Here is a 12332-nt window from a genome sequence, read left to right on the forward strand (position 1 = left end):
GTGACCGAGCAGACCGCCGTCCGGCCGTGGTACGTCCCCATGCGATCGCGGCACCCGGGCGAGACCCACCGGGTGTCCACGCCGCTGGAGCTCCTGTTCGACCTGTGTTTCGTGGTCGCCGTCGCCCAGGCGGCCGCGGGGCTGGACCACGGGTTCATCGAGAACCACGTCGGCTCGGCCGTCGTCGCCTACCTGATGACGTTCTTCGCCATCTGGTGGGCGTGGATGAACTTCACCTGGTTCGCCTCCGCCTACGACACCGACGACGTGCCGTACCGGGTGCTGGTGCTGGTCCAGATCGCCGGGTCGCTGGTCATCGCCGCCGGCATCCCGCGGGTGTTCGCCGACCAGGACTTCACCGTCATCGTCATCGGCTACGTCATCATGCGGCTGGCCCTGGTCACCCAGTGGCTGCGGGCCGCGGCAGCCGATCCGCCGCACCGGCGCACGGCCACCCGGTATGCCGTCGGCGTCGCGATGGTGCAGGTCTACTGGGTGTTGCTGCTGTTTCTTCCGCACGGCGTCTGGCTGATCGCCGGGTTCCTGATGGGCGCGGCGCTGGAACTGACGGTGCCGGTGATCGCCGAGCGTCCCGCCGCGACCACCTACCACCCGCACCACATCGCCGAACGGTATGGGCTGTTCACGGTCATCGTGCTGGGCGAGTCGGTGACCGCGGCCACGCTGGCCTTCCAGGACGCGTTGACGACCTCGGGGGCGTCGTCGACGATCATCGGGATGGCGATCGCCGCCATCGTGACCATGTTCTGCCTGTGGTGGATCTACTTCGACCACGAGTCGGCCCCGGAGATGAACGCGGCCCGGGCGGCGTTCCTGTGGGGCTACGGCCACTACTTCCTGTTCGCCGCCGGCGCTGCGGTCGGTGCCGGCCTGGTGGTCGCCGTCGCCTACGAGCAGCACGAGACCCACGGCATCAGTTACCCGCTGTCGGCCGCGTTGACCACCGTGCCGGTCGCGATCTTCCTGGTCGTCATCGCGGTGTTGCGGGCGCACCCGGGCCGGCCGCGGATCATCCCCTGGGCGACATCGATCGCGGCGGTGCTGGTGCTGGCCGACACGTTCATCCCGGCGCCGCTGTACGTGACCGCCGGGGTGCTGGTCGTGCTGGTGACGGTGCTGACCGGGGCGACCCGGAGTCGTGCGGCCGGCTGACCGGGTCGCGGTGGCAAGGTGGATCGCATGCCCGCACTCCATGCGTCCGTGACGGCCGATCTCGAACTGGCCCAGCGGGGAACCGAGTACTACGACGGACTCCTGTGTGAACTGCCCGACGTGGACTTCGACGCGCCGTCGCTGCTGCCCGGCTGGGACCGGCGGCACGTCGTCGCGCATGTCGGGTTCAATGCCCGCGCGCTGGGCCGGTTGGTGCAGTGGGGCCGAACGGGTCGCGAAACCCCGATGTATGCGTCGATGGACGCCCGCAACGTCGAGATCGCCGAGGGGTCGGCGTTGTCGCCGGCGGCGCTGCGGGAACTGCACCGGGTCGAGGCGACGAACCTTGACGCGGCCTGGCGGGAATTCCCGGCCGATCGCTGGGACTTCCCGGTCCGGACCGCCCAGGGCCGGACGGTGCCGGTGTCCGTGACCCCGTGGATGCGGGTCCGCGAGGTCTGGCTGCACGCGGTCGACCTGGGCAGCGGCGGGCGGTTCGAGGACTTCCCGCCGGAGCTGGTCGACCGGCTTCTGGTGGACATCACCACGTGGTGGACCCGGTCCGGGACGGCCGGCGAGCTGACCCTGGCGCCGACCGACCGTGCTGTATCGGGGTTGACCGTCGCCGGCCCGCTGACGGTCACCGGCACGGCCGCGCAACTGGCCCGATGGGCCGCCGGTCGTGGTGGCGACGGGGTGACGTCGAGCACCGGGGAACCGGTGGTCGCGCCCCGTTGGCTGTAGGGGCGCTTCGGGTAGCACCGCGCAGATGGCGGGGAGGAACCGCCGCGGCGGAAGACCCTGCGACCGACGGCTACTGACCGCGTACGGAAGGCGGCGGGTACAGGTGTCGCAGCCGGCGAAGAGCCAGCCCCATCAGGCCGACTCCGAGCAGGGCGAACACCGTGCCGTAGGACAGGACGCCGGTGACCCCAGCGGCCCCGGCGACCATGATCGCGGTGCCGAGCAGCAGGAGCACGACGCACCGGATCAGGACCCGGCGGTCGCGGGCCGGGTCGAACGACGGGGCGAGCCGGCGGGCGAGTGTCGGGTCGGACGAGCGAAGGTTCGACTCGATCTCGTCGAGCCGGTGTTGCTCGTCATGGGTCAGCGACATCTCGTTCACATCCTCACGCCGGCCGCGGGCGGCGGCCCTCCGTCCATGGTGCAACCGTCGAGGAGACGTTCGAGGAACTGTCCGGATACTCGCATGAGATGCTCACCACGTCGGCCGGCTGCGGGCGCCCCTGCAGATCACTCCACCAGTTCGGGTGGCACCGCATCCAATGCCGCCCGGATCGCGGTCAACAGCTCACGGGCCGACGCCGCGGTGAGTTCGAGAGCGATCCTCGCGGAAGGGCCGTTGGCCGGGTCGGCGAAGTCGATGTTGAGCGTGTGCTCGGCCATCGCGTGCACCGGATGATCGAAGTACGCGGTGATCCGACTGACCGGAAACCATTGCCCACCCGGTCCTTTGGCGCTGCCGGTGATCTGGGCGACGGCAGTGGCGTAGGTGCACATTTCATTCCCCGGAAAGGTGATGGGCGAAGAAGGCGGTGATCCGGTCCCAGCCGTCGTTGGCGGCCGCCACCCGGTAACCCGGCCGGTTGACCGCAAAGAACCCGTGCCCCGTGTCGTCGTAGCGATGGAACTCGAACTGCTTGTCGTGCTCGCGCAGGAGCCCTTCCAACTCGTCGACGTGCTCGGGCGACGGGAACCGGTCGTCGTTCCCGAACAGGCCGAGCAGTGGGCAGCGCAGGTCACCGAGCAATGGCACCAGGTTGCGGACCTGAAGCGGGTAGCCCTCCGGTGGAGTGCCGGTGACGAACGCGCCGTAGCAGTCGACCGCGGCGTCGACGTCCAGCCGGCAGGCCGCCAGCACGGCCTGCCGGCCGCCCGAGCAGTACCCGATCACGCCGACCCGGCCGTTGCTGGTGGGTAGCGATCGCAGGTAGCGGGCGGCGCCGGCGACGTCGCCGAGCAGCCGGTCGTCCGGCACCCCGCCGGTGGCCCGGGCGGCCGCCGCGGCGTCGTCCGGGTCCGCGCCGGGCGCCTCGCGGTGGTAGAGGTTCGGGCACGCCGCGTCGTAGCCGAGTTCGGCGAATCGGCGCACGATCTCCTTGGTCGCCCGGTCGAACCCGGGCATGTGGTGGATCACCACCACGGCGCCCCGGCGGGCGTCGTTGGCCGGATGCGCCACGTATGTCTCGATCGGAGTGTCGTCGTGGCCGGTGACCTCGACGGTCTCCGAGACCATGGAGTGGCTCATGGTTCCATGGAAGCACGGCGGGGGACCGGGGTCGCTCCCGGTGACGGAGTGCATACTTAGGACATGCAAACCTTACCTGCGGACGTGATGCCGGCGCTCGAGCCGGGCCGACCCGCCTATCGGCCGTTCCGGGTTCAGGTCAGCAGGGTCGAGCGGCTGACACCATCGTTCCGGCAGGTCACCTTCACCGCACCGGACCTGCGCGAATTCGGTGACGACGGGTTGGACCAACGGATCAAGCTGGTCCTCCCCGAGCGTCCCGACATGCTGGACGACCTCACGGGGAACGCCTGGTACGAGCGGTGGCGGGAGATGGCGAACGATGTCCGGCCGGTGGTGCGGACCTACACGGTCCGCCGGGTTCGCCCCCGAGACTGCGAGGTCGACGTGGTGCTGGTCGACCACGAGAGTGCGCACGGTGAACCGGGTCCGGCCGTGCGGTGGCTGCGGGCCGTCGAGCCCGGTGACGAGATCATCCTGGTGGGCCCGGACGTGCGGAGTCACGACCGGCATCAGGGGATCGACTTCCGCCCCGGTGGCGCCATGGAGTCCCTGGCCGGGCGGCCCGACGTCACCGCCCGGGCGTTCGTCGAGGTGCCCGACCCGGCGGACCGGCTCCCGGTCGACCTGCCGGTGAACGCGCGCCTGCACTGGCTCGCCCGCGGCGCCGGCACACACGGCGACATCCTCGGGCCGGCCGTGGCCGCCTGGTTGGACGGGCACGCCGGTCTGCTCGACGCGATCCGAGCCGCCGGCGACCAACCCCTGGACGACATCGACGTCGACGACGAACTCCTCTGGGACAGCCCCGACGCGTCCGGTGAGGCGTTCTACGCCTGGATGGCCGGGGAAGCCGCGGCCGTCAAATCCTTGCGCCGGTCGGTGGTGACCGACCGCGGGGTGGACCGGCGGCAGGTCGCCTTCATGGGCTACTGGCGGCGCGGGCAGGCGGAACGGAACTAACTCCGGCCCCCCCGCCGCGCGGCGCCCGGGCGTCGAGTGTGCAGAAAGTGCCCCCAAACGCCGCGGATGGGGGCACTTTCTGCACACTGGGTGGACACGGAGGCCGGGCCGTGGATGTCCCGCGGAACCGTTAGGCTCGAGCCTCCGGCGCTCGTAGCTCAGCTGGATAGAGCAGAGGACTTCTAATCCTCCGGTCGCAGGTTCGAATCCTGCCGGGCGCGCTTGGCGCAGGTCAGTGGTCGCTTCCCGACCTTGTCGCGCGGGTCGGGATCGCAAGCTGCACGGCTTCATGAGCTGAGGTATCCGGCCCTGACCGGGCAGCTCCGCACGGCCCGGCGAACGGTTCCATCTGCGCGGCAGCGAGACGTACTGGTAGTCCTCGTCGGGGGTACTGACCCGGCCGACGGGGGCGGCCTCGGCGAGACGCGCCGGCAGCGTCCGGCGAGTTGGTCGCGAAGGTCGCCTCACCCAGGTCAGTCAATCACCTGAGCCCGGTTCGCCCCCCTGATCGGCATGACTGGCGATGTTGTTCCGATCGGTGTCCGGTTCGAACTCGGTGCAGAGCTGCGGGTTGTGCCTGGCGCACTCTCGGACGGCCCGTCAGCGGTTGTCGGGTGAAATCCCGGCCGGGCCTGTTGCCCGAAGGCCGCGGGCCCACCGGCACCCGACGTGGCCGGTCAAGTCATGAACCCCCTCGGCCGAGTGACGATGCCGTTCAGGATCCGCGGTCAGATGTCCGAATCCTGCCGGCGCGCTGATCACCGGTCGGCTGTAGGGTCCCGGCTTGTGGGTGAGCGTGGAAAGCGGACGCGAAACCTGAGTGTCTCGAGGATCATGAAGCATCGCTGGAAGCGCGTCCGACAAGGGTCCGTCGACGCGTGCCCCGTCGGTCCGGATTCGGTCAGGAATGCTGCGATGACGGCAGCCCTCGGATGAAGGTCCACCACCTCAACTGCGGGACCATGCGCCCTTGGGCGCGCCCAGAGGCCTCGTGTGCCACGTCCTGCTCGTCGAGGCCGGGTGCGGACTGGCCCTGGTCGACTCCGGACTCGGACTGTTCGACGCAGCCGCACCCGGCCGACGCTTGGGACTCGTTCGACACTTCGTCCGGCCGGTCTTCGCGGAGCATGAAACGGCCGTCCGCCAGGTCCAGGCCCTTGGCTACGACCCCGGCGATGTCCGCGACATCGTCCTCACCCATTTCGACGCCGACCACGCCGGTGGCCTGGCCGACTTTCCGCACGCAAGAGTGCATCTCACGGCCGCGGAGAATGAGGCTTCGCTCCACCCCCGGACCCAGGTCGAGAAGGGCCGCTACCGGCGCGCCCAGCGAGCCCACCGGCCCACGATCATGGTGCACCACCCTGCCGAAGGGGAGCCATGGCGGGGATTTCCCAGTGCAGTCGAACTCACCGATGTCACGGCCGGTGTCGTGCTCATCGCGCTCCCCGGCCACACCCGGGGCCATGCCGCCGTCGCCGTCGATGCCGGTGACCATTGGGTCCTCCACGTCGGCGACGCCTTCTACGACCGGGCCCAGATCGACGACCATGGCCGCGCACCTCGGTCGTTGCTCGCCATGGAACGCCTCGTCGCCGCCGACTGGTCCCGGGTCAGGGCGAACCACGTCCAGCTGCAGGAACTTTGGGCCCACGCAGACCCTGGCCTGGTCCTCGTCAACGCCCACGACCCGGCGTTGCTGGACCGGGCGCGAGCCGCCACGTCACGGTAGTCGGAGACGAACGAGCGGTTCCTGAGGGCCGGGCGAGATGGAGAGGCCGCGCCGTTCGCGGGGAGCGCCCTGCTCGGCGATTGAACGGCGCACCTTCTTGCCATGACGGCGCCCCCGGAACCCGCTGGCCGGCAACGGTGAACGGTGCCTCGACCTTGCCGAAGGCGGCAGGATGGCCGGCGGCGGATCTCCTCGGATTCCGGACGTTGCCGGTTATCCGGCGTCGAGGAAGAACCGCACCATCGCGGCCGACGCGTCCGGGCCGGCGGGATCGGTGTAGCTGCCGGCCGGGTCGCCACCGAACCAGGCGTGGCCACCGCCGTGCACCCGCCACGATTCGACCTGCGCGACCCCGTCGGCGGCGCGGTAGGTCTCGATGATGTGGCCGTGCTCGTCGGCGGTCGCGGCTTGATCGACACGCTGCCGGACGGTTCCCGGGTGGGCGGACAGTGCCGCCTCGAGGATCCGATCCGCGCTGGCCGGCGCGACCAGGCGATCGTCGGCGCCGTGCACGACGATCGTCCGTACCCGTCCCGTGGTCACCGGGTCGCCGGCGCCCTGCATCGCGGCGAACGCCGACGGCAGGTCGGTGGCGGCCCGGTAGCCGATCCCCGAATGCACGCCGATTCCGGCGAACAGGTCCGGGTAGGTCCCGGCCATCACGGCGGCCATCGCGCCACCGGCCGACAGCCCGGCGACATAGGTTCGTCCGCCGTCGATCTCGAATTCACCCTGTATCTCGCGCACGATGCCGGCGATGATGGCCGGCTCGCCGGCGCCGGCGAACTGGTCCTCGGCGCGGAACCAGTTCCAGTAGCCACGCGGGTTCGCCTGGCGCGACTGCTCCGGATAGGCGACCAGGAAGGTGTGCTGCTCCGCGAGGTGGTTCATTCGGGTACCGGCCGCGAAATCGAGCGCGGTCTGGGTGCCACCGTGCAGCATGACGATCAACGGGACCGCGTCGCCCTGATAGCCGGTCGGGATGTATGCGAGGTAGTCGCGGCTGCCGGCCGCGCCGTGGTGGGTGAGGGACCGCAATTCCCCACCCGCGTCCGCCGCATGCCGCAGGGCGGAGTCGTCCTGGGCACCCGGCAGCCCCCGGCCGAGCGAACCGGGTGACATGGTGAGCCCGGGGATGGGGAAGTCGGGCAGATTCAATCCGGACAGACCGATGTCGGGCATTCTCAGATCAGGCATCACGACGTCGGGCATGGTGATCTCGGGCAGGGTCAGCCTCGTCCGGTCCCATCCGGGTCGAGGCAGTGAGAAGTGCTGCGGTGAAGATGATGTCGGATCCTGCTGACCGGTCGCTATCGGTCGCTGCGGCCCGGTCAGGCCGAGCTGGGCCAGGATGCCGGTCGGATCGGGCAGTGATTGACCCGACGTGGTGGGTGGGAGCGCATCGGACAGTCGCCGGCGCAGGCCATTCAGGGCGGCGGGCAGCGACGAGCATTTCGTGGACATGGTTCTCCTGTCGGATGTGGTGGGTCGGCAAGGTGCCGCGTGGACGCGACGAGTGATTCCGGGCAGCATCGCGCCCGAACGGGGAGTTGCCGGCCGGGAAGGTCAGCGGGTTCGGTCGGCGAGGGCGGCCTTGACCGCCCGGGAGGCGCGGAAAGCGCCCAGTACCTCGACGCTCTCGATGGTGGCGAGCGCCAGTTCGGGGGTGACGTCGTCGTCGATGACCCCGAGGCCGAGCACGCGCAGCTGCACGGTCCGACCCTGCCGGTGAAGTGTTTCGAGCTGCGCACGGTCCAGCCGGACCGTGCCGAGCGCCAGCGTGCGGCGCTCGACCGTCTCCTTGACCGCCTCCGAGCGCGATTCCAGTTGGCGCCGGATCGCCGTACGGATGAAGTCGGTGCGGTTGGCGTAAAACCCCTCGCCGACCAGCAGGTCGATCTCGCCCAGATCGACCAGACCGATGTTGACGGTGATCTTCTCGGTCTTCTCCGGTTCGGCCATGGCCCTCCCTTCCGTGCCATGCCGACCCTACACCATCCCCGGGGATGGTCAAGGGATGGTCGGAATTGCGATGGAGTGGAGCGACGGGGGTGGCCGGAGCGGCAAACAGGCCTACCCTGGACCTCGGTTCGACCGCACGCCGTGCCCGATCCACTGGGGGGACCAGATGACCCACGCACCGGCAAAGGCCAGGACGCCGATCCCGGACCAGAGGTCACCGCGGTGCGTCGGTCCGACCGGCCGCTCCGGTCCGGTGGCGGCCGTGCTGGCCTTGCAGCGCGCCGCTGGGAACACTGCCGTGGCCGGCGTCCTGCAGCGACTGACGGCGCAGGAGCGCGAGCGGGATCTGGTCTCGCCCCGGCTGGCCGGCAATCCACGGCTGCAGGCCGCATTCGACAACGCGCCGGTCATGCGGATCGGTGAGCAGGGCGAAGCGGTGCGGCTGGTCCAGGAGTCGTTGGTGGCGGACGGGCATCCGATGCCTCGGTCGACCGGTCCGACGGGACGGCTGGACGGCATCTTCGGCTCGGAGACCCAGGGTGTCGTCCGCGACTTCCAGCAGGCGCACACCGCCGACGGGCCGACCGGCACGGGGCCGGCCGACGGGATCGTCGGTCGCCGCACCCTGGACAGGATGGACGAGCAGGGCGCGGCGCCGGGGCCGAACCCACCCGATCTGCCACACTGCCCGGCGGTGCTCGACGGGCCGAACCGTGAGGCCCGGGCCGCGCGAGCGGCATTCGCGGATCCGGTCGCCGGCGAGGGTGACGGTCCGGTCCCGTGCGATGCGACGAACGTGCCGGTCGGATCCGCGTGCGTGAAGTCGAGGGACGTCCCGGCCAACCGCAGTGGCATCGTCCACCAGCCGTTCGGATCGGTCGGTGAACGGTTCGGGATGAATGTCGAATGGAAGGACACGCCCCTGTTCCAGCGCCGACCGCAGACCTCGTTCTGCGCGGCCGAATGCGGTGAGTACCACCACTTCGTCAAGGGGCACATGTTGTCGTCGTCGAACAAGGACGGCAGTGACCCGACCGACGTCGGCGGCACGATGTTCGGTGGGCAGAAGCTCGAGGAGAGCACCTTTCACGAGGACGGTCTCGACCGGGATCCGAAGGCCCGCTACGGCCACCGGAAGGAGCCCGTCACCATGAACGAGCGCTACGAGCCGAACCGGATGCTGGGCGACAAGTATTTCGGCAAGGATTTCCCGAACGTGTCGATCGGAATGTTCGCCGACATCGACCTCACCTTCCTGGGCAAGACCGTCGACGCCTGCCACAACGATGCCGAGACATCGTCCGACACTTGGCGGGTGAAGTTCCGAGGCATCATCCGGCAGTAGTCCGCGGTGCTTCGCGCCGCGGGCCAGGACCACGCCGGCGGCCGGAACGACCCGCGACCGGCCCCGACCCCGGCGGAAAACCGGACGACCGATTGATCACGCTGTGCGAAGATCGGGAGGGGACTGGGACTGCTGAGGGGCGGGCCGGCGATGACCAACACGCTGCGACTGGACGACGTCGAGATCAAGATCACCTTGGATAAATCGCAGGTCGATCGGGCACTGCAGAAGCTGGGGCTGCCGGTCGACCGGCCGCCGTGGCTGATCCACTTCTGTGAGGACGTCACCGCCGCGGCCGGGGCCGGTACCCCGCTGTTCGATCTGGGTGTGGTGCTGCGCGCCCGACGCAAGCCCGGTGAGCCGGACGACACGACGGTGAAGCTGCGTCCCTGCCGGCGCTCGCAATTGACCGACCACTGGCTGGCCGTCGAGAAGGCGGACGGCGTCGAGGTCAAGCTGGAGGCCGACTGGGCGGGAGGCGGACACAAGCTTGCCGCGTCCTGCACAGCTGACCGGTCGGCCGACCTCGTGCGAGCGGTCGGCGCGGGCGAGCAGCCCATCGCGGCCCTGTTCCACGATCAGCAGATCGCCTTTCTCCGCGAGTGTTTCGGCTCCACCGTTAATCTTGCCGCGCTCACCGTGTTGCCCCCCATCACCGCGATGCGCTGGAAGAAGTCCGACGCGGCGCCGGCGGACCTGAAGCTGCGGGCCGAACGCTGGACCGTCGACGATCTCGATTTTCTCGAGTTGTCGATCGTGGTGCCGCCCGACCAGGCGCGGGCCAAGCAGGCGGCGCTGACCGGGTTCGTGCAATCGCTGGGCTTCACCGTCGACCCGATGCCGGAGCCCAAGACCGGCCGGGTCATCGCCCACCTGGTCGACCAGGTGCTGGCCGAGGCCGGCTGAAAGCGGCTCCACGACGCCGGGATTCACGTCAGTGCGTGATCGACGAGGCAATTCGGTGCCGACGGATTCGTCGTCGACCGGCTACCGGATCAGGCCGAGGTCGATCGCCCGGCGCACCGCCGAGGTGCGGTCGGAGACGCCGAGCTTGTCGAAGGCACGGGCCAGGTAGGTCTTCACAGTGGTCTCGCTGATGTGCATCGCGGTACCGATCGCGGCGTTGGTGCGACCCTCGGCCGCGTGTGCGAGCACCGCGATCTCGCGCGTCGACAGGGCGGGCGACGCGGTCTGCGGTTGTTGGATCCGGTGCAGCAGGGCACCCTGGGCCGACGGCGCGAGCACTGTCTCACCGCGGGCGGCGGCCCGGACGGCACGGGCCAGATCGTCGGGGGTGATGTCCTTGAGCAGGTAACCGGTCGCGCCCGCCTCCACGCAGCGACCCCGTCACCGCCCGGCATCCGCAGATCCATCAGGACCAGATCCGGTCGGAGCGCCCGGGCCGTGGCCACCCCATCGGGGCCGCTGGCCGCCTGCCCGACCACCTCGATGTCCGGGTAGGCCGCGAGCATGCCCCGAATGCCTTCGCGCACCAGCGGATGGTCGTCGACCAGCAGCAACCGGATCATCCGGGAACCCCCAACGGGACCAGCGCGGTCACCGTCGTGCCCGCGTCCGGCGCGGAGCGGATGTCCAGGTCCCCGCCGGCGTCCGCCACCCGGGACCGCATGCCGGTCAGGCCGAAGCCTTCGGCGGGGCCGTCCGGGACGAAGCCGACACCGTCGTCGTGCACACCGATCTCGACCGAGTCACCCGCGTAGGACAGCCGAACCTCGACGGATCGGGCGTTCGCGTGCTTGCGCACGTTGGCCAGGCTCTCCTGCACCACCCGCAGGGCAACCACCTCGGCCGGGGCGGCGGCGGCCCGCACCTGTCCCTCGATCAGCACCCGGGCCGGCGTGTCCGTCTCCTCGGTGAAGGCCGCGACGATCCGGTCCACCGCCTGCGGCAGGCTGGCTCCGTCGAGCCGGGCCGGCGTCAGGGCGCGGATGATCCGGCGGGACTCGGCCAAGTTCTCGGTGGCGGTGCGGGTGATCATCTCGACATGCCGGCGGGCGGCCGCCGGGTCGGTGTCCAGCTCGCTGCGCACGGCGTGGCTCAGGGTCACGATCGAGGTGAAGCCCTGGGCGAGGGTGTCGTGCATGTCCCGGGCGATGCGCGCCCGCTCCTGTTCGGCGCCGCGCGCGGCGGACAAGGCGGCCACTTCGGCCTCGCGATCCCGCAGTTGGCCGATCAACCGCAGCCGCTCGGCGCTGCGGTCGGCGATCGACACCACCCGGCTGCCGAAAAAGAGGGAGAAGGTGACGATGAACAGCGCGATGCCGACCTGCTGAACGGCATCGTTGACGCCGGCCGGTCCGGTCGCCAGCGAGGCCATGGCCCAGACGGTATTCAGGGCGACGATGATCGCGGCCGCCCGGCCGAAGGTGAAGAGCATGAACAATTCCGGGGTCAGCGCGAACAGCGACATCGCGCTCCACGGGTTGAGCACGACGGCAGCGCCGAAGCCGGCCATCGCCACCACCGCAAAGATCCAGCCGCGCCGGTCGTTGCCCCGCAGCGTGGCCGTCGCCGGGCGCGCCACCAGCAGGTACACCGCCTGGGTGGCCACGACCAGCGTCACCGCGACGCCCGTGCGCGGCCCGCTTCCGCCGGCGTTGGCCAGCATGATGGCGACGGTCCCCGCGGTGGCCAGTGCATAGAACACCAGCCAGCCGCGGACACCGTCGCTCATCTCGGCCGCCGAGCCGCCGTCAACCATGGCGAAACCGTAGCCGGGCTCAGTCCGAGATCGCCCGCGCGTCGGGATCGGCCACCCGGTCGGTGAAGGTCGCCGACACCTGTCCCTTCGGGTAGCGCAGGCCGATCAGCACGACCACCGCCATCGCGATCGCGCAGCCGACGAACGCCCAGGAGACCGAGTCGGC

General features: G+C 70.2%; 12 protein-coding genes, 1 tRNA gene and 1 pseudogene. 7 read left to right on the top strand and 7 right to left on the bottom strand.

Going from position 1 to position 12332, the window contains the following annotated elements; genetic code table 11:
* Together ACILSK_RS11830 and ACILSK_RS11835 are read left to right on the top strand one after the other, a co-directional pair.
* Nucleotides 1-1173, top strand: coding sequence for a low temperature requirement protein A (locus ACILSK_RS11830; protein WP_395727353.1), 1173 nt, complete (start codon nt 1-3; stop codon nt 1171-1173).
* A 27-nt stretch (nt 1174-1200) separates the two neighbouring features.
* A complete protein-coding gene (locus tag ACILSK_RS11835; protein ID WP_395727354.1) occupies nt 1201-1917 on the top strand; it encodes a maleylpyruvate isomerase family mycothiol-dependent enzyme in 717 nt (238 codons plus the stop codon).
* Between the two features lie 70 nt (nt 1918-1987).
* Here ACILSK_RS11835 and ACILSK_RS11840 read toward each other — a convergent pair whose 3' ends face one another.
* From ACILSK_RS11840 to ACILSK_RS11850, 3 genes are all read right to left on the bottom strand, one after another.
* Complete coding sequence (locus tag ACILSK_RS11840) at nt 1988-2290, bottom strand: DUF3040 domain-containing protein (RefSeq protein WP_395727355.1); 303 nt, start codon at nt 2288-2290, stop codon at nt 1988-1990.
* 137 nt (nt 2291-2427) lie between these two features.
* The gene (locus ACILSK_RS11845) at nt 2428-2694 is read right to left on the bottom strand and encodes a DUF6295 family protein (protein ID WP_395727356.1); all 267 of its coding nucleotides are present in this window, start codon (nt 2692-2694) and stop codon (nt 2428-2430) included.
* A gap of 1 nt (nt 2695) precedes the next feature.
* Entirely contained in the window at nt 2696-3442 is a 747-nt protein-coding gene (locus ACILSK_RS11850) for a dienelactone hydrolase family protein (RefSeq protein WP_395727357.1), read from the bottom strand.
* A 63-nt stretch (nt 3443-3505) separates the two neighbouring features.
* Between ACILSK_RS11850 and ACILSK_RS11855 the strand changes: the two genes are divergently transcribed.
* From ACILSK_RS11855 to ACILSK_RS11865, 3 genes are all read left to right on the top strand, one after another.
* Nucleotides 3506-4405: a siderophore-interacting protein gene (locus ACILSK_RS11855; RefSeq protein ID WP_395727358.1), complete on the top strand. Its 900-nt coding sequence runs from the start codon at nt 3506-3508 to the stop codon at nt 4403-4405.
* Between the two features lie 147 nt (nt 4406-4552).
* Nucleotides 4553-4626: transfer RNA gene (locus ACILSK_RS11860), tRNA-Arg, on the top strand.
* Between the two features lie 770 nt (nt 4627-5396).
* Nucleotides 5397-6137: an MBL fold metallo-hydrolase gene (locus ACILSK_RS11865; protein ID WP_395727375.1), complete on the top strand. Its 741-nt coding sequence runs from the start codon at nt 5397-5399 to the stop codon at nt 6135-6137.
* Nucleotides 6138-6350: 213 nt separating this feature from the next.
* On the opposite strand, the gene ACILSK_RS11870 is transcribed toward ACILSK_RS11865, so the two are convergent.
* A complete protein-coding gene (locus ACILSK_RS11870) occupies nt 6351-7601 on the bottom strand; it encodes an alpha/beta hydrolase family esterase (protein ID WP_395727359.1) in 1251 nt (416 codons plus the stop codon).
* 102 nt (nt 7602-7703) lie between these two features.
* Entirely contained in the window at nt 7704-8099 is a 396-nt protein-coding gene (locus tag ACILSK_RS11875) for a CopG family transcriptional regulator (RefSeq protein ID WP_395727360.1), read from the bottom strand.
* Between the two features lie 262 nt (nt 8100-8361).
* Between ACILSK_RS11875 and ACILSK_RS11880 the strand changes: the two genes are divergently transcribed.
* Nucleotides 8362-9444 (top strand): peptidoglycan-binding protein, encoded by a 1083-nt coding sequence (locus ACILSK_RS11880; RefSeq protein ID WP_395727361.1) that lies wholly within the window; start codon nt 8362-8364, stop codon nt 9442-9444.
* Nucleotides 9445-9594: 150 nt separating this feature from the next.
* Nucleotides 9595-10350 carry a hypothetical protein gene (locus ACILSK_RS11885; RefSeq protein WP_395727362.1) on the top strand — a complete coding sequence of 252 codons (756 nt, stop codon included), beginning with the start codon at nt 9595-9597 and terminating at the stop codon, nt 10348-10350.
* Nucleotides 10351-10431: 81 nt separating this feature from the next.
* On the opposite strand, the pseudogene ACILSK_RS11890 reads toward ACILSK_RS11885, so the two are convergent.
* Together ACILSK_RS11890 and ACILSK_RS11895 are read right to left on the bottom strand one after the other, a co-directional pair.
* Nucleotides 10432-10973 (bottom strand): annotated as a pseudogene (locus ACILSK_RS11890) (response regulator transcription factor).
* Nucleotides 10970-12166: a sensor histidine kinase gene (locus ACILSK_RS11895; protein ID WP_395727363.1), complete on the bottom strand. Its 1197-nt coding sequence runs from the start codon at nt 12164-12166 to the stop codon at nt 10970-10972. Before ACILSK_RS11895 ends, ACILSK_RS11890 begins: the two are co-directional and overlap by 4 nt.
* Between the last annotated feature and the right edge of the window lie 166 nt (nt 12167-12332).

Origin of the sequence: Nakamurella sp. (assembly GCF_044224575.1) — a bacterium.
Lineage (GTDB): Bacteria > Actinomycetota > Actinomycetes > Mycobacteriales > Nakamurellaceae > Nakamurella.